Genomic DNA, 19,476 nt, shown 5'->3' with positions numbered 1-19,476 from the left:
AAGGGGCGAGAACCCGGCGGGGGCCGATGCGGTGTCCGCGGTGGAGACAGGCGGCTCGGCCGGATCCTTCCAGGGTGAAGAAGGCTGGAGCGTGCCCCGTTGGTCAACTGATCAGTTGACCAACGGGGCACGGCAGTTCGACGACCGGCCCTAGGGCGCCCACGGGCCAAGCATGTCCTTCATCGCGTCCGTCATCGCGCGTTGCAGCAGAGGGCCGTAGGTGATCCGGCCGACGCCGAGACGGCGGAAGCGCTCGAGGTCGTGCTTGACCGGATGGGCGGTGGTGTTCACGGGAATGGAGACGGCGCCGATCACCGCCGCGAGCAGCTCGTCGTCGTCCTGGATGCGCACCGGGTAGACGCTGTCGGCGCCCGCCTGCTCCAGGGCCCGCAGGCGCTCGATCGCCTCGTCGAGAACGGCGGCGGCCTTCTCCGCGTGCAGGAACAGGTCGGTGCGCCCGTTCACCCAGACCGGGATGCCCGCGTCGTCGGACGCCGCGCGCAGGCCCGCGATGTAGCTCGCGTGCTCCTGTGTGCTGCGCACGCGTCCGCCCTCGGAGTGGACGGTGTCCTCGATGTTGAGGCCGACGCCGCCGACCTCGGTGAGCCCGGCGACGAGGTCCGCGGGCTCCTGTCCGTACCCGGCCTCCAGGTCCACGGACACCGGGACGTCGACCGCCGCGATGATCGGCCTGACAGCGGCGAGCACCTCTTCGAAGGTCTGCCCCTCCTGGTCCTCGGCCCCCCGGGAGTCGGCGAGCGGATGACTGCCGACCGTCAGCGCGGGGAACCCGGCGGCGACCGCCGTCCGCGCGGACCAGACGTCCCAGACGGTCGGCAGCACGAGCGGCCTGTGGTCGGCGTGCAGTTGCTTGAGGCGCTGAGCGCGCTCAACGGTGGTACGAGAGTCCATGTCGAGCACGCTACCCCCGAATCGCCACGGACAACTTCTCTGTCAGGTTCAGTGTGTTGAACCGGAGCTCGGCCCGAGGGCGAATCGGTCACCGGTGGCCGCGCGCGAGCCGGCGGGCGTGGCGCTCAGCACGTGTCCGGGTGTCGCGCCGACTCCCCCGGGGCGTCGGAAGACAACGAGCCGTTCGGTCACCGCGGGCCGGGCGCTGCGCGACTGTTCGGCGGACAGGCAGGCACGGCCCTTGGCCGCCGGCCATCCGGCCCTGCCACCGCACGTCATCGTGGAGCTGCTCACCGATCCCGACCGGCAGGTGGTGGAGGCGGCAGCGGCCAATCCGTCGCTGCCGCCCGCCACGGTGTCGGCCCTGGCGCCCCAGCCGTAATCGCTGTGCTCGCCGGACGAAACGCTCGGCCCCACCACCTCACCGCCGGCCGTGATCCGCTCGCGCAGCACCGAGCGGATCACGGCCAGTGCCGATCCTGGCGGCCGGGTGCGGCGCGGGGGTCGTGATGACGCCGGGCGCGGACGCCCTCATGTCCGCGGCGGACCCGGCCCGCTCGGGCGAGGCCGCCGCCATCCAGGAGGCGTCCTCCGACTCGGCGCGGGCCTCGGCCTCGCGGTCCCGGTGACGGTGCTGACCGCGGTGCACCGCATCGGTTTCCCCGACACCGCGGAGTCGGCGGCGTCCGCCCCGGAGTCGGCGAGGAGTCGTTCTCCTCCGCCGGGGCGGCCGCCGCCCCGCTCGCCCCGTCGACCGCGGGCCGGGTGCTCGACGCGCCCAGGACGGCGGACGACCCGGGCTTCACCACGGTCGCCGGTGTGCGCAGCGGCGGGTCCGATGCTGACGGCGTTCCCGGCGGCGACGCCGCTGCGGCCCCGCCCCGTCGAAGCCCGAGGGCCGTCCGGTCCGGTGCGTGTCCGGGGAACGGTCCCCGGACACGTACCGGATCAGGCCCCGCCCAGCGCCTCCGCGACCAGGGCGCGCGCCTCCTCCTGGACCCGGCCGAGGTGTTCGGGGCCCTGGAAGCTCTCCGCGTACACCTTGTAGACGTCCTCCGTGCCCGAGGGGCGCGCGGCGAACCAGGCGCTGTCGGTGCACACCTTGAGGCCGCCGATCGCCGCCCCGTTGCCGGGGGCCTCGGTGAGGACGGCGGTGATGGGCTCCCCGGCCAGGGTGTCGGCCTTGACCTGCTGCGGGGAGAGCCGGGCCAGGACCGCCTTCTCCTCGCGGGTGGCGGGTGCGTCGACGCGGGCGTACGCCGGGTCGCCGAAGCGGGCGGTGAGCCGTGCGTACCGCTGGGAGGGGGTGGAGCCGGTGACGGCGGTGATCTCCGAGGCGAGCAGGGCCAGCAGGATGCCGTCCTTGTCCGTGGTCCAGACCCGGCCGTCGCGGCGCAGGAACGAAGCCCCGGCCGACTCCTCGCCGCCGAAGCCGAGGCTGCCGTCGTACAGTCCGTCGACGAACCACTTGAAGCCGACCGGGACCTCCACCAGGGTGCGGCCGAGGTCGTGGGCGACCCGGTCGATCATCGAGGAGGAGACCAGCGTCTTGCCGATGCCCGTGCCGGCGGGCCAGCCCTCGCGGTGGGTGTAGAGGTAGTCGATGGCGGTGGCCAGATAGTGGTTGGGGTTCATCAGGCCGCCGTCCGGGGTGACGATGCCGTGCCGGTCGGCGTCGGCGTCGTTGCCGGTGGCGATGGCGTACGCGTCGCGCTGCTCGATCAGCGAGGCCATGGCGTGCGGGGACGAGCAGTCCATGCGGATCTTGCCGTCCCAGTCCAGCGTCATGAACCGCCAGGTCGGGTCGGCGAGCGGGTTGACCACGGTCAGGTCGATCCGGTGCCGCTCAGCGATCCGCCCCCAGTACGCGACGGACGCGCCGCCGAGCGGATCGGCGCCGATGCGGATGCCCGCGTCCCGTACGGCGTCCAGGTCGAGGACGGAGGGCAGGTCGTCGACGTACGTACCGAGGAAGTCGTACCGATGGGTGGTGTCGGCGGCCAGGGCGCGGGCGTACGGGATCCGGCGCACCTCCCCGAGGCCGGCCTCGATCAGGGCGTTGGCCCGGTCCTGGATCCAGGAGGTGGCCTCCGACGCGGCCGGTCCGCCGTTCGGCGGGTTGTACTTGAAGCCGCCGTCCGCGGGCGGGTTGTGGGACGGGGTGACCACGATGCCGTCCGCCAGGTGCTCGGTGCGCCCCTGGTTGTACGTCAGGATCGCGTGCGAGACCGCCGGGGTCGGGGTGTATCCGTCCTCGCTGTCGATCAGGGCGGTGGCCCCGTTGGCGGCGAGGACCTCCAGCGCGGTGACCCGGGCCGGTTCCGACAGGGCGTGGGTGTCGGCCCCCAGGAACAGCGGCCCGTCCGTGCCCTGGCGGGCCCGGTAGTCGCAGATCGCCTGGGTGGTGGCGGCGATGTGGTCGTCGTTGAACGCCGCCGCGAGCGCCGAGCCGCGGTGGCCGGAGGTGCCGAAGGCCACGCGCTGGGCGGGCTCCGCCGGATCGGGGTGGAGGGCGTAATAGGCCGTCACCAGCCGTGCCACGTCGACCAGGTCTGCGGACTGCGCCGGCTGCCCGGCCCGTGCGTGCGCCATCGGGTCTCCTCTTGCGTCTTCTTCGTCGGCTTCGGCCCGGGGAGACGGGCCGCCGTCCCGGGGTGGACGATCACCCCGATCCGTACCCGATTCTCTCGCCTTGGCCGCATCGCCGCGTGACGGGTTCACGTCTTCCTCGCCTCGCCCGCCGCCCGGCCGGGACAGCACCGCGCCCCCGGTCCGGGGCGGGACCGGGGGCGCGGTGGGGCCGGGGGCGGGGTGGGGCCGGGGGCGCGGTGGGCTCGGGGGTCAGCGGCCCTGTAGACGCTTCACGTTGTCGCCGAAGGTCCAGCCCTTCGAGCCGTCCCAGTTCAGGGACCAGGTCATCAGCCCCTTGAGGGACCCGTTGTAGTGGTTCCACGCCTGGGAGACGAGCGCGGGGGGCATGTGGCCGCCGCCCGCGCCGGGCTGGGCGGGGAGGCCGGGGACCTGTTTGTCGTAGGGGACCTTGATGGTGGCGCCCTGGATGACCAGCCCCCTGTTCAGGCAGTCCGTCTGGGCGACGAAGCCGGCGACCGTGCCGGCGGAGTAGGAGTCGCCGGAGCAGCCGTACATGCTGCCGTTGTAGTACTGCATGTTCAGCCACCACAGCCGGCCGTTGTCGGCGTACTTCTTGATGATGGGCAGGTACGCGCCCCAGATCGAGCCGTAGACCACGCTGCCGCCGGTGACGTACGCCGTCTCGGGAGCCATGGTGAGGCCGAAGTTCGACGGCATCGCGGCGAGGACGCCGTCGATGATGCGGATGAGGTTGGCCTGCGACGGGGAGAGCCGGTTGATGTCGCCGGAGCCGACGAGGCCGGTCTCGATGTCGATGTCGATGCCGTCGAAGTTGTACTTCTTCAGGATCGGGACGACGGTCGCGACGAACCGGTCGGCGACCCTGCTGGAGCTGAGGTCGATGCCGGCGGTGGCGCCGCCGATCGACAGGAGGAGGGTGAGCCCGGACGCCTTGGCCTGACACATCTCCGCGGGGGTGGCGACCTTGACGGTGCTGTCCATGCCGTCCTCCCACAGGACGGTGCCGTCGGAGCGGATGACGGGGAAGGCGGCGTTGACGACGTTGTAGCCGTGCTGGGTGATGCGGGAGTCCGTGATCGGGATCCAGCCGAGCGGCGGGTGGACGCCGTTGGCCGCGCCGTCCCAGTTCTCCCAGTAGCCCTGGAGCACCTTGCCGGCCGGCTTCGACCTGACCGCGCAGGTCTCGGCCGTGCCTGTCCGGTGGTCGGCGGTCTTCGGCGGTACGGCTCCGATCAGCATCGGTACGGCGAGCACCGCGGCCAGGCCCAGGCCCAGCAGTCGTGAGGTACGGGTCATGATCCGTAGGTCCTTCCTGCCCGGGTCCGCCGCCGGCGGAGCGAAAGGTTCGCCCCGCGCCGCCCTGTGTCGTGACCCTGTCAAACCGTAGAATGGTCCAGACCTTCGGTCAAGAGGTCTGGACCAGACCACCGGCAGGATGGGTGCGGAAACACCGCGGCGGGGTGGGAAGCAGCACAGTCAACTGCTCCGCACCCCGCTCGGCACCGGCCGCGGTCCCTCAACCGCGGCCCACCCGGGCCCCTCAGCCCCGGTCGTACGTGTGGAACCCGCGGCCGGTCTTCCGGCCGAGCAGCCCCGCCTCCACCATGCGCTGGAGCAGCGGCGGCGGGGCGTAGAGCGGTTCCTTGAACTCGTCGTACAGCGATACGGCGATGGAGGCGACCGTGTCCAGGCCGATCAGGTCGGCCAGCTTCAGCGGGCCCATCGGGTGGGCGCAGCCCAGCTCCATGCCGGCGTCGACGTCGGCGGCGGTCGCGAAGCCCGATTCGGCCATCCGGATCGCGGCGAGCAGATACGGGATCAGCAGCGCGTTGACGACGAAGCCGGACCGGTCCTGGGAGCGGACCACCGTCTTGCCGAGCGTCGCGGTCACGAACTCCTCGGCCGCCGCGACCGTGGCGGGCGCGGTGTGCAGGGAGGGGACGACCTCCACCAGCGGCAGTACCGGCACCGGGTTGAAGAAGTGCAGGCCCAGCACCCGGTCGGCGCGGTGGGTGGCCATGCCGAGGCGCATGACGGGGATGGCGGAGGTGTTGGTCGCCAGGATCGCTTCCGGGTCCTCGACGATCTTGTCGAGTGCGGTGAAGACCTCCGTCTTGGCCTCGGCGTTCTCGACGACGGCCTCCACGACGAGCTGGCGGTCGGCCAGGGCGTCGAGGCCGCCGGTGAAGACCAGCCTGCCGAGGGCGTCCTCGGCGGTCGGGCGGTCCAGCTTGCCGCGCCGCACTGCCCGTTCCAGGGAGACCGCGACCCGCTCGCGGGCCCGGTCGGCGGCGGTGGCGTCGGCCTCGCAGACGATGGTGTGCAGGCCGGCCCGGGCGCAGACCTCCGCGATCCCGGCCCCCATCTGCCCGCCGCCGACGACCCCGACCCGGGCGATGCGCGCGGCGACGGGGGCGATACCGGCGGCGGGGGCGGTGCGGGCGCTCATGCCTGCACCACCGGTCGGCCGACGAGGTGGCGGGCGTACGCCTCCGTGGTGAAGAAGGCGGGCAACTCCTTGGCCAGGGCGGTGCGTTCGAAGAGGTCGCGGACCTGGTCGAGGCGGGCCCAGGGGTAGGTGGCGCCGAGCGTGGCGAGCTCCTCCTCGAAGAGCCGCTCCACCGTCTCGCGGTCGACGGCCTTGTGCTTGAGCCACTGCCAGATCTGGACCCGGGCGATCTCGGCGGTCGCCGCGTCCTCCATCAGGCCGTTGAGCGCCACGGCTCCCTGGCCGTTCAGCCAGGCGTCGTAGTAGCGCAGGGCGACGGCGATGTTGTCGCGCACGCCGGCCGGGGTCGGACGCCCGGCGGTGCGGCGTACGGCGACGAGGTCCTCGGCGGTGACGTGGACGTCGTCGCGGGTGCGCTCCAGCTGGTGCGGCCGGTCGCCGAGCACCCCGTCGAAGACGGTCCGGCAGACGGGGACGAGCCCGGGGTGGGCGACCCAGGAGCCGTCGAAGCCGTCCTCGGCCTCGCGTTCCTTGTCGAGCCGGACCTTGGCCAGCGCCGCCTGCCGCTCCGCGTCGTCGCCGCCGGGGATCTGGGCGGCCATGCCGCCGATGGCGTGGGCGCCGCGCCGGTGGCAGGTGCGGACCAGGAGTTCGGTGTAGGCGCGCAGGAAGGGGGCCGTCATGGTGACGGTCGCCCGGTCGGGGAGGACGAAGTCGGGGCGGTGGGCGAAGTTCTTGATCAGGCTGAAGAGGTAGTCCCAGCGGCCCGCGTTGAGGCCGGCGCTGTGCTCGCGCAGTTCGTAGAGGATCTCCTCCATCTCGAACGCGGCGGTGATCGTCTCGATGAGGACGGTGGCGCGGATCGTCCCCCGGGGGATGTCCAGCAGGTCCTGGGCGAGGAGGAACACGTCGTTCCAGAGGCGGGCCTCGTACCGGTTCTCCAGCTTGGGGAGGTAGAAGTAGGGTCCGCTGCCCGCGTCGATCTGCCGCTGGGCGCAGTGGAAGAAGTAGAGGCCGAAGTCGACGAGGGCCGCCGGGACGGGCCGGTCGTCGATGACGAGGTGCTTCTCGGTGAGGTGCCAGCCGCGCGGCCTGACCATGATGGTGGCGGGTCGGTCGGTGAGGCGGTACTCCTTGCCGGCCTCGCTGGTGAAGTCGATGCGCCGGTCGATGGCGTCGATCAGGGTCAGCTGGCCCTGGACGATGTTCTCCCAGGTGGGCGAGGTGGCGTCCTCGAAGTCCGCCATCCACACCTGCGCCCCGGAGCCCAGCGCGTTGACCGCCATCCGCCGGTCCGGCGGCCCGGTGATCTCCACCCGCCGGTCGGTGAGGCCCGGGGCGGGGCGGGCGACCCGCCAGTCGGGGTCCGTGCGGATCGACTTGGTGGCGCGGGAGAAGTCGAGGGGGGTGCCGCCGCGCAGCAGGGCGGAGCGGCGGCGGCGCTCGGTCAGCAGGTCGAAGCGGCGGGCGGCGAAGGCCGCGTCGAGCCGGGCGATGAAGTCGAGGGCCTCGGAGGTGAGGACCTCCTCGTGCCGGTCGCCCGGTACGCCGAGGACCTGGACGCGGCCGGTCGTGACAAGGGTGGTCATGCGGGTCTCCTCAGCGGGGCGTGGGCGGTGGGGCCGGACCCCGGGCGCGGGGGCGGCGGAGCCCCCGCGCCCGGTGGGGGCTGCTAGTGGAACTGCTCCTCCTCCGTCGACCCGGTCAGCGCCGTGGTCGAGGAGGCGGGGTTGATGGCCGTGGAGACCTGGTCGAAGTAGCCGGTGCCGACCTCGCGCTGGTGCTTGACGGCGGTGAAGCCCTGCTCCTGGGCGGCGAACTCCCGCTCCTGGAGGTCGACATAGGCGGTCATGCCCTGCTCGGCGTAGCCGCGCGCCAGGTCGAACATCGCGTGGTTGAGGGAGTGGAAGCCGGCCAGGGTGATGAACTGGAAGCGGTAGCCCATCGCGCCCAGCTCGCGCTGGAACTTGGCGATCTGGTCGTCGTCCAGCGCGGCCCGCCAGTTGAAGGAGGGCGAGCAGTTGTACGCGAGCATCTGGTCCGGGTGCTCGGCGTGGATCGCCTCGGCGAACTCGCGGGCCTGGGCGAGGTCCGGGGTGCCGGTCTCCACCCAGATGAGGTCGGCGTACGGGGCGTAGGCGAGGCCGCGGGAGATGACCGGGGCCATGCCGTTCTGGACGCGGTAGAAGCCCTCGGCGGTCCGCTCCCCCGTGACGAACCGCGCGTCGCGCTCGTCGACGTCGCTGGTGATGAGGTTGGCGGCGAGCGCGTCGGTGCGGGCCACGATGAGGGTCGGCACATCGGCGATGTCGGCGGCGAGGCGGGCCGCGTTGAGGGTGCGCACGTGCTGGGCGGTGGGGACGAGGACCTTGCCGCCGAGGTGGCCGCACTTCTTCTCGGAGGCGAGCTGGTCCTCGTAGTGGATGCCCGCCGCACCGGCCTCGATCATCGCCTTGGTCAGCTCGAAGGCGTTGAGCGGTCCGCCGAAGCCGGCTTCCGCGTCGGCGACGATCGGGGCCAGGTAGTCGGTGGTGTCGCCGGCGTTCTCGGCGGTGGCGATCTGGTCGGCGCGCAGCAGGGCGTTGTTGATCCTGCGGACCACGCTCGGCACCGAGTTGGCCGGGTAGAGGCTCTGGTCGGGGTAGGTGTGGCCGGCCAGGTTGGCGTCGGCGGCGACCTGCCAGCCGGAGAGGTAGATCGCCTTCAGGCCGGCCTTGACCTGCTGGACGGCCTGGCCGCCGGTCAGGGCGCCGAGCGCGTGGATGTAGTCCTGCTCGTGCAGCTGGCGCCAGAGCCGCTCGGCGCCGCGCCGGGCGAGGGTGTGCTCCTCGCGGACGCTGCCGGAGAGCCGGACCACGTCCTCGGCGCTGTAGGTGCGGTCGATGCCCTTCCAGCGGGGGTCGTTCGCCCACCGCCGCGCCAGCTCTTCCGCCGTCGTCCTTGCCTGCGCCATGGCGTTACTCCCGAAGTCGTGTGGGTCGTTCTGAGGTCGTGCGGACCGTTCGTGCGAACGGTGCGAAGTCGGAGTCACTGGGTGACGCGACTTCTGGGTGCGGCCCACCGGACCTCCGAGGTGGAACGGTAAGCAATGCGCCCGGCTGATCGGTCCGAGATTCCGAGGAGTACGACGTCAGGGCGTGAAATCGTGCTCGGTACCCCGGCCCGGAGCCGGTGTCCGGTGGGCCGCTGGAACAACTCTGACAGTGGCACTGAGTGCCATCAACCGGGGATGTCTGCCAAGTTCTGCGAATCTTTCCGGGCACTTTGCCAAGGTTGCGAAGGTCCGGAAGGCCCTCTTCGCGGCTAGGCTCACCGACATGCGGACCATGACGGGAAGGGTTGCGGGGTGAGCAAGACCTACGCGGGCGCGCGGCTGCGCAGGCTGCGCGAGGAGCGCGGGCTGAGCCAGGCGGAGCTGGCCCGGGTGCTGGCGATCTCGCCGAGTTATCTGAACCAGATGGAGCACGATTCGCGCCCCCTCACGGTGCCCGTGCTGCTGCGGCTGACCGAGGCGTTCGGGGTGGACCCCGGCTTCTTCTCGGAGCGGGACACCACCCGGGTGCTGGCGGATCTGCGCGAGGCGCTCGCGGACGAGGTCGGCGCGGCGCGCGTCTCGGCCGCCGAGCTGTCCGAGCTGGCCTCCCGGCTGCCGGGGGTCGCGTCCGTCCTGCTGGACCTCGGGCGGCGCAACCAGGCGCTGGCCGGACGCCTCGCGGAGGCCGCCGAGCTGCGGGGCGGGGGCGGTCTCGACGTGCCGCGCTCCCCGCACGAGGAGATCCGCGAGTTCTTCTACCGGCGGCAGAACTACCTGCATCAGGCGGATCTGGCGGCGGAGGAGCTGGCGGCGGAGATCGGGGTGCGCCCCGGCGAGGTCGTACGGGCACTCGCCGCGCGCCTCACCGAGCGGCACGGCATCCGGCTGGCCACCGCAGCCGACCGGCAGGGCCGGGCCGGCGGCGCGCCCGGGGCCCACCGCCCGGCCCGGCAGCCCGACGAGCGGGGCCGCCGGGGCCCGGACACCGGCCGGCTGCACCACTACGACCCGGACGCCCGGGTGCTGTATCTGTCCAGCCGGCTCCGGCCGGGGCAGCAGGCGTTCCGGATGGCCACCCAGCTGGCGCTGCTCGAATACGGCCGCGAGATCTCGGCGTCGGCGTCCGAGGACTACGACGAGGGCTCCGCGACCTGGCCGCTGGCGCGGATCGGGGTCGCCAACTACTTCGCGGGCGCGCTGATCCTCCCGTACCGGGCCTTCCACACGGCGGCGGAGGAGGTGCGGTACGACATCGAGCGCCTCACCGACCACTTCGGGCTCGGTTACGAGACGGTCTGCCACCGGCTGTCCACGCTCCAGCGGCCCCGGCTGCGCGGGGTCCCGTTCTCGTTCGTCCGGGTCGACCGGGCCGGGAACATGTCCAAGCGGCAGTCCGCGACCGGGTTCCACTTCTCCCGCGCGGGCGGCACCTGCCCGCTGTGGAACGTGTACGAGGCGTTCGCCGCCCCGGGCCGCATCCACGTGCAGATCGCCGCCATGCCCGACGGGCAGCGCTATCTGTGGACCGCGCGGGCCGTGACCCGGCACCGGGGCGGCTGGGGCGAGCCCGGCAAGACGTTCGCGATCGGGCTCGGGTGCGAGATCCGGCACGCGGGCCGGCTCGTCTACTCGGACGGCCTGGACCTGGACAACGCCTCGGCGGCGACGCCGATCGGGATGGGGTGCCGGATCTGCGAGCGGCTGGACTGCCCGCAGCGCGCGGTGCCGCCGCTGGGGCAGCCGCTGGCCGTCGACGAGAACAGCAGCACGTTCGTGCCGTACCCGGTGAAGGGGACGCCGCCCGCGTAGGCGCGGGCGTGCGCCCCCTCCACCGGACCGGGTCAGGAGAAGCGCAGGGCGATCGTGTCGCCGACGCCGATCACCTTGTTGCGGGTGGCTCCGGCGAAGGCCGAGCCGTCGACGGACACCTTCCACGTCGCCGAACCGGTGTTGGCCTTGCCGTTGACGGAGGTGATGGTTCCGGTGCCGGTGGCCGGGGTGACGGCGGTGACGCAGCCCGCCGGGGTGGACGCGCTGGTCGCGGCGGCCAGGACGGTGCCGAGGTCGGTCGTGGCGCCCGTGGGGGTGAGGGCGACCGAGCAGACCTTCAGGGTCCCGGTCCCGTCGTCCACGGTGAGCGCCAGCTTGGTCGCCGTACCGGAGGTGAAGCCGCTCTGCGCGACCCACTTCGGCGCGCCCACCGTGACGGGGGTGGGCGGTGCGGGGGTGAAGCCGCCGCCGGCGACGGCGCGCAGGGCGTCGGTGGAGGAGTAGGCGGAGGGCGTGGTGTCCGAGGGCTGGTACTTGAAGCCGCCGCCCGGGTTGTACTGCTGGGCGATCAGGAAGTCGATCGGCGTCTTGCCCGCCAGGGTGAGGAAGTCGCCGGTCTGCGGGTTGATGCCGCAGGCGTTGAGGCCGGAGACGGCCCAGCCGTTGGAGCTGGAGTTGATGCCGTACATCGCGTTGAAGGCGCCGGAGGAGCTGACCAGCTTGCCCTTGAGGAACGCCTTGGCCTGGAGGATGTCGGGGTCGGTGTTGGGGACGCCGGAGACGCAGAGCGCGGCCATGGACGCGCCCGTCATGTCGACGTCGCCCGGCTTCGCCAGCTCGGTCGCGTTGCCCTCGGCCTTGCTGTAGGTCCAGCCGCCGTCGTTGTGCTGGTTGGCCCGGACCCGGGCGACGATCTTGTCGACGAGCGCCTGCGGTACGCGCCCGCCGCCCGCCTGCGTCTTCGCCCCGCCGAGTGCCAGCGCGGCGAAGACCGTCCCGTTGTAGTTGGCGGACGGGCCGAAGTAACCGGCCTCCGCGTTCTGCCAGTAGCCGTAGATGTCGGCGATCAGGTTGCGCGAGGCGGAGACCCGGGCGGGGTCGATCCCGGCGGCGTACGCGTTGAGCGTGCCGCGCTGGTAGTCCGTGACGACCGGGCTCGCGGAGGGCCAGCCGGGGGTGGCCAGCAGGTTGCGGTAGACGGTGCGGGCGTTCTTGGTGGCGTCGCCGCCGGGCGCCACGTCCACGACGGCCGTTCCGGCGGCGGCGAACGCGCTGAAGGCCCACTCGTTGGAGAGTCCGGAGCCCGCGTACGAACCGTCCGCGGCCTGGAGGGTCTTGAGGTATGCCACCCCGTTGGTCTTGGAGGTGGCTATCTGGGCGGGGGTGGACGTCGCGGCGGCCGGAATCACCGTGAGGACGAAGGCTCCCAGGGCGGCCGGGGCCACGAGAGCGAGACGGCGGGGGGTGCGAGACGTACGGGAGACGCGGGAAGGACGGGAGGTGACAGAACGGGGCATGTGCCTGCTCCTGGGATGAGGGGCGCACGGCACCGCACGCCCCGGGTGCACACAGGGCAGGGGTGGGTGGCCGACGCCCGAACGCGTGGGTACGGCTTCGCCGAATACGGCTGCCGACAGGGCATTCGGGCTCGGGAACGGCCCCCTGCCGTCCCACACCGCTGCGCGTCAGCCCCGGATTCGCACCGGGTTCCCCCTTGTCGGCAGGCCAGGACGCTACCCGAGGCGGCAGGGGCGCGCCAGGGAGGACGGGAGCGCGTAGGGGGTGTCCGCCGGACACCCCTGGGGTCGGTCCGGCCAACGAGACGTAAGCCACCTTGACGCCCTCTTCGAGAGCGTGTTCCAATCCGCCTGATAAGCACTCAGCCCCAGGGGAAGCCGGTCGAAGTCCGGCGCTGACCCGCAACCGTAGGCCCGCCACCGCGCGGGCGAGCCGGAATGCCTGGGGCAACGAATTTCAGCGAGAAGCGCCGTCGCGGACTACGGCGTGGTTCGAACAGCCCTCTGCGGGCGGCCCTTCACGGCCGTGTCCCGGGGAGCCGTCTGCCACGCGGGGCCCGCCCGGACGACACGAGGGGCCGTGGTGGGGACCGCACAGCAACATGACCGGCGGGAACGTGACCGGCGGGCAGTCGGCAGGAGACTCCTCTCGCTGTTCTCGGCGGCAGCGGTGACGTTCGCCGCGACCGTGGCCTTCGTCACCGGGGCGCCTCCGGCCGCCGCCGACCCCGTCAAGCAGTGCACGCCCACCAAGGGCGCGATCGTCGCGGTGGACTTCGGCCCGTTCGGCGGCGGTGTGGTGCGGGGTTGCGACACCACCCCGACCACCGGCTACGAGCTGCTGCGCGACGGCGGGTTCACCACCGAGGGCACCCAGCACGACGGTGACGGCTTCATCTGCCGTATCGGCAACCGTGCCTTCAACTCCGGTAAGCAGTACCCGACCCCGGCCGCCGAGGACTGCGTCCTCACCCCGCAGGCCACCGCCTACTGGTCGTACTGGATCGCCTCGCCCGGCCAGGAGACCTGGTCCTACAGCCCGCTCGGCGCGATGAGCCGCCAGCCCAAGGCGGGCGACGTGGACGCGTGGGTGTTCGGCAGCACGAACGTCGAAGGCACCACCGGCCGGCCTGCCTTCACCCCCGACGACGTCCGCGCGGCCGGGGGCAAGCCCGACCCGACGCCGGACCCTCCGGGGCCGGATGTGCCCCTGGGGAAGATCGACGTACCGGCGGCCGCCCGCTGGGTGGCCGGGCAACTCCGTGACGGCAGCCATGTGGTGGACGAAGGTTCCGACACCCCGAACTACTTCCTGACGACCGAGGCAGCGTACGCACTGGCCGGCGCCCACGGCAGGAGCGCGGCCCTGGACAAGGTGGTGGCCCGCCTCGCCGCCGACGTCGACCGGTACGCCTACCCGTCCGGCCCGAAGGAAGCACCCGACGCCACCGCCGCCGCACGGCTGGCCCTGCTCGCGGAGAGCACGGAGGGCGACCCGCGCGACTTCGCGGGTCGCGATCTGCTCGGCGACCTGGTGAAGAACGTCTGCCGGACGGACTACAACTCGGAGGAACCTGTTCCGGGCTGCTCCGCCAAGGGCAACTTCCGGAACATCACCTACGTCGACGAACAGGCGCTGGTCCTGCTCGCCCTGTCGCGCGGCGGGGTCGAGCTCCCGGCCGGAACGGTCGCCCGGGTGACCGGCATGATCTGTCAGGACGGCTCGGTCTCCCCCACCTTCCTGGCACCCGGTGAGACCTGCAGCGGCGACCCCATGACGACCGGTCTGGTCACCCTGGTGCTGAACGCGGTGGGCGGTCACGAGGCCGCCGTCGCGAAGTCGATCGCGTACCTCAAGAAGACGCAGCTGAGGAGCGGCGCGCTTCCCGTGTACGTCGGAGCCACCACCGGCCACACGGCGAGCACCGCCTACGCGGCGCAGGCGCTGCGCGCGCTCGGTGAGGACCGGGCGGCCGACGCGGCCGTCTGGTGGCTGTCGCGGCAGCAGCTCGACGACGGCGGATTCGGGTTTGAGGAGAACGCCACGGAGGGCGCCCTCTTCTCGATGGCCCCCGTCGTGCTGGCGGGCAGCGGCACCAGCCTCGCCACCCTCACCACGAAGGCCCCCGAGCCCACCAAGCCGCCGACCACGCCTCCGACGACCCCGCCCACGACGGGTCCGCCGGCCGGCGGACCGAACCTGAAGAAGGGCGTCGCCTTCCTCACCAGCCCCGTCAACCTCGTGGACGGCCGCTACTACGACGACGCGAACGGCAAGGTCGGGCATGCCGACTTCGGCCTCACCATCGACGGCGCGTTCGCACTGGCCGCGACCGGTCATGACGACAAGGCGCTGCGCACGATCGTGGACTTCCTCGACCACGGCGGCAAGGACCGCAAAGCCCGTACGCTCCACGACTGGACCAACGTCGGCACCAAGCACGCCCTGGGCGGCGCGATGGGCAAGGCGGCGCTGGCCGCCCAGGTCGTCGAACGCGACCCGCGCGACTTCGGCGGCAAGGACCTCATCGCGGCCCTGGCCGACGCGGTCTGCACGAAGAAGAGCGCCGCGCCGGACCGCAGTTGCGCCGACAAGGGCTCCTACAGCTACGCGCAGTCCGTCTTCGGCCAGTCCCTCGGCATCATCGCCCAGCTGCGGGCCGGCGAGGAGAAGGCAGCCGAGGCGCCGATCGCCTATCTGGCCGGGCTCCAGCACCCGTCGGGCGCCTGGCCGAGCCTGATCCCGTCGACGGGCGACTCCGAGGTGGACTCCACCGCGATGGCCGCGATGGCCCTGGACCTGGCCCCCGGCGACGCGCACGCCGCGGCCGTGGACAAGGCGCTGGCCTGGCTCGCGTCGCAGCAACTGCCGGACGGCGGGTTCCCGGGCGCTTCCGGCAACTCCGTGAACTCCGCCGCGCTCGCCGTGCAGGGCCTGTCCCTGGACGCCGGGAAGTACGGCAAGCAGCTCGGCAAGGCGGTGAAGTTCCTCGCCTCGCAGCAGAACGCGGACGGTGGCTTCAACGCGGCCAAGAAGGGCCAGCGGGGCTCCAACCTCCGTGCCTCCGCGCAGGCCGTGGGCGGTGCGACCGGCATCTCGTTCGGCGTGCTGACCCGCAGCCTGGACGGGACGACGCCGAACCCGTCGCCCTCGCCCTCGCCGCCGGCGATCGTCACGCCCGGAGACAGCGCGGGCTCCACCGGCGGGCCCGGCATCGTGGACACCCACGGATCGGGCGGCCCGGGCGGTTCCGGGGGCGGCAGCCTCGCGGCGACCGGCACCCAGACGCTCGGTCTCACCGGTGCGGCGGCCGCACTGGTCCTGGCGGGCGCGGGCACGGTCGTGGCCGTCCGCAACCGGCGTACGGCCCCGGGCGGTCAGCGATGACGTCCCGTCTGCGCCGGACAGCCGGCCGCGCCGTCGCCGCACTCGGCCTGGCGGGCGCGGCGCTCCTCGCGCCCGCCTCCCCCGCCGCGGCGGCCCCGCAGCCGATCGGGCAGTGCACGACCTCATCGGGCGTCGTCCTGGCCGTCGACTTCAGCCGCTGGGGCGGTCCCGTCTACCGCTCCTGCGGTACGACGCCGACCACGGGCTACGAGCTGCTCAACCAGGGCGGCTGGCGGACCACCGGCACCGGGCACGACGGGCCGGCCTTCATCTGCCGGATCGGCTACAGCGGCCACCAGGGCGGCAAGCAGTACCCGACGCCCCAGCAGGAGGACTGCGTCCTCACCCCGCCCGCCTCCGCCTACTGGTCGTACTGGCACGCCGACGCCGGGGAGAACACCTGGGAGTACAGCCAGCTCGGGGCCATGAGCTACCGGCCCAAGCCGGGCAGCGTGGACCTGTGGATCTTCGGCGGGACGAACATCGAAGGCACCAAGGGCCGTCCGACGCTCACCCCGAACCAGCTGCGCGCACACAACGCCCGCCCCGTGGGCGGCGATCCGGCGCCGAGGCCCAAGCCGAAGCCCGCACCGGACCGGACCGCGGACCGGCCGGACGGCAACGGCCGGAGCGCCGCCCCGCCCCCGCCGGCCGCGACGAAGACGGCCACTCCCTCCGCGTCGCCCACGGCTTCGCCGAGCGCGTCCCCCTCCCCGTCTCCATCGGCCTCCGCTTCCCCGTCCCCCTCGGGGAGTCCGAGTGAAGCGGTGACGGCCCCGGAAGGCTCGTCGAAGGTGGTGGACGCCCCCGCGGCGGCCGCGGCGGAGCACGACTCCGGCTCGGTGCTGCCCATAGCGGCGACGGCCGCTCTCGTGGCGGTGATCGGCGGCGCGGCCGTGTACGCCGCCAAGCGCCGCCGCCGTGCGGAGTAGTCCCCGCGTGGTCGGCACGGCACGAAAGCCCGGCACGCCGGTGTCCGCCTCCGGGCCGGACACCGGCGGCAGGCGGCTCCCGCGCACCCTGCATCCGCTCGCCTGGTGGATCTGGGCGCTCGCCCTGGCCACCGCCGTCAGCCGGACCAACAACCCGCTGCTGCTGTTCCTGGTCCTCGCGGTGCTCGGCTACGTCATCACCATGCGGCGCACCGAGGCCCCGTGGGCGCGGGGGTTCAAGTACTACCTCTATCTGGCGCTGACGGTCGTCGCGATCCGGGTGATCTTCCGGGCGGTCTTCGCCACCGGCATGACCCCGACCGACCACTACCTGTTCTCGCTGCCGCACATCCCGACGCCCGACTGGTACGCGGGCATCCAACTCGGCGGCCCGGTCTCCCTGGAGGCGCTGCTGTCGGCCGCCACGGACGGGCTCCGGCTGGCGTGCATGCTGTGCTGCATCGGCGCGGCGAACACCCTCGCCAACCCGAAGCGGGCGCTGCGCGTCCTGCCGGGTGCGCTGTACGAACTGGGCGTCGCCGTCACCGTATCGATCAGCGTGGCCCCCCAACTGGTGCAGAGCGTGCAGCGGGTGTCGCGCGCGCGGCGGCTGCGGGCGGGGCGCAACAAGGGGCTGCGGGCGTTGCGGGGCATCGTCGTCCCGGTGCTGGAGGACGCGTTGGAGCGGTCGTTGCGGCTGGCCGCGGCGATGGACTCGCGCGGTTACGGGCGGGCCGGGTCGGCCACCGCGCGCTCCCGCCGGCTGACCGGGGCGCTGATGCTGCTGGGCATGTGCGGGCTGTGCGCCGGGGCGTACGGGCTCCTGGACGCGACCGCGCCGAAGCTGCTGGGGCTGCCCGCGCTGGCGGTCGGTTCGCTGCTCTGCCTGGCCGGGCTGCGGCTCGGCGGCCGCCGGGTGACGCGGACGACGTACCGGCCCGATCCGTGGCGGTTCGCGGAGTGGGCGGTGGCGTCCTGCGGGGTGCTCTCGGCGGTGCTGCTGTTCGTCAAGGTCGGTTACAACCCCGCTGAGTTGAACCCGTCCATCTATCCGCTCAGCTGGCCGACGCTGCCGCTCGTCCCGGCCGCCGCCATCCTGCTCGCCGGGGCGGCCGGGTTCCTGGCCCCGCCGCCGAGCCAGCCCCTGCCGTACGTCTCCGCGCAGCGCACCGAGGAAGCCGCATGATCACCTTCGACAGGGTCACCGTCGTGTACGACGGGGCCGCCGAACCGGTCCTGCGGGACGTGGACCTGATGGTCGACGAGGGCGAACTCTGCCTCGTGGTGGGCCATACGGGCGTCGGCAAGTCGACGTTGCTGGGCGCGGTCAACGGGCTGGTGCCGCACTTCACGGGCGGCACCCTGTTCGGCACGGTCACCGTCGACGGCCGCAGCACCGCCGATCATCCGCCGCGCGAACTCGCCGACGTCGTCGGCGTGGTCGGCCAGGATCCGCTGGACGGTTTCGTCACGGACACGGTCGAGGAGGAACTCGCCTACGCCATGGAGCAGTTGGCGATATCCCCGGCCGTGATGCGCAAGCGCGTCGAGGAGACCCTCGATCTGCTGGGGCTCGCCGATCTGCGGCACCGGGCGCTGCACGAGCTCTCCGGCGGGCAGCAGCAGCGCGTGGCCATCGGCTCCGTCCTCACCGCGCACCCCCGCGTCCTGGTCCTGGACGAGCCGACCTCCGCGCTCGACCCGACGGCGGCGGAGGAGGTCCTGGCGGCGGTGACGCGTCTGGTCCACGACCTGGGGGTGACGGTGCTGCTGGCAGAGCACCGTCTGGAGCGGGTGGTGCAGTACGCGGACCGGGTCATCCACCTCCCGGGCGACGGGCGCGTGGTCTCGGGTCCGCCGGCGGACGTCTTCACCACGTCCTCGATCGCGCCGCCCATCGTGGAGCTGGGCCGCGCCGCGCGCTGGTCCCCGCTCCCGCTCTCGGTGCGGGACGCCCGCCGGGCCGCGGCCCCGCTGCGCACCGCCCTGGCGGCCACCCCGCCCCCGCCGGTGCGCCCCGCGCCGAAAACCCCGGGCGCGGATCTGCTCACGGCGCGCGGGATCACCGTGGCGTACCGGGGAGTCGCGGCGGTGCGCGAGGTGGACCTCGATCTGCGGGGCGGCGAGATCACCGCACTGATGGGCCGCAACGGCTCGGGCAAGTCGTCGCTCCTGTGGGCGCTCCAGGGTTCGGGGCCCCGCAAGTCCGGCACCGTACGCGTCAGTCCGGGTGACGCACCGGACCGCTCGCGCGGCCCGGTCAAGGGCAGCGACCCCAAGAGCCTGTCCGCGGCCGAGGCCCGGCGACTGGTCGGGCTCGTCCCGCAGACCCCGACCGACCTGCTCTATCTGGAGAGCGTCAAGCAGGAACTCGACCAGGCCGACGCCGAGTCGGCGTCCCCGGCGGGCGGCGGGCTGTCGGCCCGCGTCATCCTGGACCGGCTGGCCCCCGGCATCGACGGCGCGTCGCACCCGCGCGATCTGTCCGAGGGCCAGAAGCTGGCGCTGGTCCTGGCCATCCAGCTGACGGCCGCGCCCCGGGTGCTGCTGCTGGACGAGCCCACCCGCGGTCTCGACTACCGGGCCAAGTCGCAGCTCATCGCCATGGTCGACGAACTGGCCGCCGAGGGGCGGTCGGTGGTGATCTCCACGCATGACGTCGAGTTCGCGGCCCGCGCGGCGGACCGGGTGGTGGTGATGGCGCAGGGGGACATCGTCGCGGACGGCCCGACCACCGAGGTGATCGTCGCCTCCCCCGTCTTCGCCCCGCAGGTGGCGAAGATCCTCGCCCCGCTGCCGTACTTGACGGTCGGCCAGGTGGCGTCGGCGCTCCCGGACGAGGAGGCGGGCGCGTGAAGCGG

Annotated in this window: 14 protein-coding genes and 2 riboswitches; of the genes, 6 read left to right on the top strand and 8 right to left on the bottom strand. The window is 73.0% G+C overall.

Going from position 1 to position 19,476, the window contains the following annotated elements; translation table 11 throughout:
* Positions 1-150: 150 nt before the first annotated feature.
* A complete protein-coding gene (locus ACLJPL_RS23460) occupies positions 151-912 on the bottom strand; it encodes an isocitrate lyase/phosphoenolpyruvate mutase family protein (protein WP_411082875.1) in 762 nt (253 codons plus the stop codon).
* A gap of 48 nt (positions 913-960) precedes the next feature.
* The gene (locus ACLJPL_RS23455) at positions 961-1,377 is read right to left on the bottom strand and encodes a hypothetical protein (protein WP_411082874.1); all 417 of its coding nucleotides are present in this window, start codon (positions 1,375-1,377) and stop codon (positions 961-963) included.
* A gap of 5 nt (positions 1,378-1,382) precedes the next feature.
* Here ACLJPL_RS23455 and ACLJPL_RS23450 point away from each other — a divergent pair, with 5 nt between their 5' ends.
* Complete coding sequence (locus ACLJPL_RS23450; RefSeq protein WP_411082873.1) at positions 1,383-1,541, top strand: hypothetical protein; 159 nt, start codon at positions 1,383-1,385, stop codon at positions 1,539-1,541.
* Positions 1,542-1,860: 319 nt separating this feature from the next.
* On the opposite strand, the gene pgm is transcribed toward ACLJPL_RS23450, so the two are convergent.
* From pgm to aceA, 5 genes are all read right to left on the bottom strand, one after another.
* On the bottom strand, positions 1,861-3,504 hold the full coding sequence (gene pgm, locus ACLJPL_RS23445) for a phosphoglucomutase (alpha-D-glucose-1,6-bisphosphate-dependent) (protein WP_411082872.1): 1,644 nt from the start codon (positions 3,502-3,504) through the stop codon (positions 1,861-1,863).
* A gap of 249 nt (positions 3,505-3,753) precedes the next feature.
* Positions 3,754-4,821: a chitinase gene (locus tag ACLJPL_RS23440; RefSeq protein ID WP_411082871.1), complete on the bottom strand. Its 1,068-nt coding sequence runs from the start codon at positions 4,819-4,821 to the stop codon at positions 3,754-3,756.
* Positions 4,822-5,065: 244 nt separating this feature from the next.
* Positions 5,066-5,974, bottom strand: coding sequence for a 3-hydroxybutyryl-CoA dehydrogenase (locus tag ACLJPL_RS23435; RefSeq protein ID WP_411082870.1), 909 nt, complete (start codon positions 5,972-5,974; stop codon positions 5,066-5,068).
* Entirely contained in the window at positions 5,971-7,563 is a 1,593-nt protein-coding gene (gene aceB, locus ACLJPL_RS23430; protein WP_411082869.1) for a malate synthase A, read from the bottom strand. Before aceB ends, ACLJPL_RS23435 begins: the two co-directional genes overlap by 4 nt.
* Before the next feature lie 83 nt (positions 7,564-7,646).
* A complete protein-coding gene (gene aceA / locus ACLJPL_RS23425; RefSeq protein ID WP_411082868.1) occupies positions 7,647-8,927 on the bottom strand; it encodes an isocitrate lyase in 1,281 nt (426 codons plus the stop codon).
* 393 nt (positions 8,928-9,320) lie between these two features.
* Between aceA and ACLJPL_RS23420 the strand changes: the two genes are divergently transcribed.
* The gene (locus tag ACLJPL_RS23420; RefSeq protein ID WP_411082867.1) at positions 9,321-10,817 is read left to right on the top strand and encodes a short-chain fatty acyl-CoA regulator family protein; all 1,497 of its coding nucleotides are present in this window, start codon (positions 9,321-9,323) and stop codon (positions 10,815-10,817) included.
* 32 nt (positions 10,818-10,849) lie between these two features.
* Here the strand turns inward: ACLJPL_RS23420 and ACLJPL_RS23415 are convergent, their stop codons facing one another.
* Complete coding sequence (locus tag ACLJPL_RS23415; protein ID WP_411082866.1) at positions 10,850-12,295, bottom strand: hypothetical protein; 1,446 nt, start codon at positions 12,293-12,295, stop codon at positions 10,850-10,852.
* A 119-nt stretch (positions 12,296-12,414) separates the two neighbouring features.
* Positions 12,415-12,494: riboswitch (cobalamin riboswitch) on the bottom strand.
* A 171-nt stretch (positions 12,495-12,665) separates the two neighbouring features.
* A riboswitch (cobalamin riboswitch) is annotated at positions 12,666-12,739 on the top strand.
* Between the two features lie 139 nt (positions 12,740-12,878).
* Here ACLJPL_RS23415 and ACLJPL_RS23410 point away from each other — a divergent pair.
* The 4 genes from ACLJPL_RS23410 to ACLJPL_RS23395 are packed head-to-tail and all read left to right on the top strand — an operon-like array spanning position 12,879 to position 19,471.
* On the top strand, positions 12,879-15,683 hold the full coding sequence (locus tag ACLJPL_RS23410; protein WP_411082865.1) for a prenyltransferase/squalene oxidase repeat-containing protein: 2,805 nt from the start codon (positions 12,879-12,881) through the stop codon (positions 15,681-15,683).
* Entirely contained in the window at positions 15,680-16,615 is a 936-nt protein-coding gene (locus ACLJPL_RS23405; RefSeq protein ID WP_411082864.1) for a hypothetical protein, read from the top strand. Before ACLJPL_RS23410 ends, ACLJPL_RS23405 begins: the two co-directional genes overlap by 4 nt.
* A gap of 7 nt (positions 16,616-16,622) precedes the next feature.
* Positions 16,623-17,801, top strand: coding sequence for an energy-coupling factor transporter transmembrane component T (locus ACLJPL_RS23400; protein ID WP_411082863.1), 1,179 nt, complete (start codon positions 16,623-16,625; stop codon positions 17,799-17,801).
* On the top strand, positions 17,798-19,471 hold the full coding sequence (locus ACLJPL_RS23395) for an ABC transporter ATP-binding protein (protein WP_411082862.1): 1,674 nt from the start codon (positions 17,798-17,800) through the stop codon (positions 19,469-19,471). Before ACLJPL_RS23400 ends, ACLJPL_RS23395 begins: the two co-directional genes overlap by 4 nt.
* Positions 19,472-19,476 lie beyond the last annotated feature (5 nt).

The sequence above is a fragment of the Streptomyces sp. cmx-18-6 genome, from assembly GCF_046548915.1.
Classification (GTDB): Bacteria; Actinomycetota; Actinomycetes; order Streptomycetales; family Streptomycetaceae; genus Streptomyces.
This window is presented reverse-complemented; position numbering and strand designations above follow the sequence as displayed.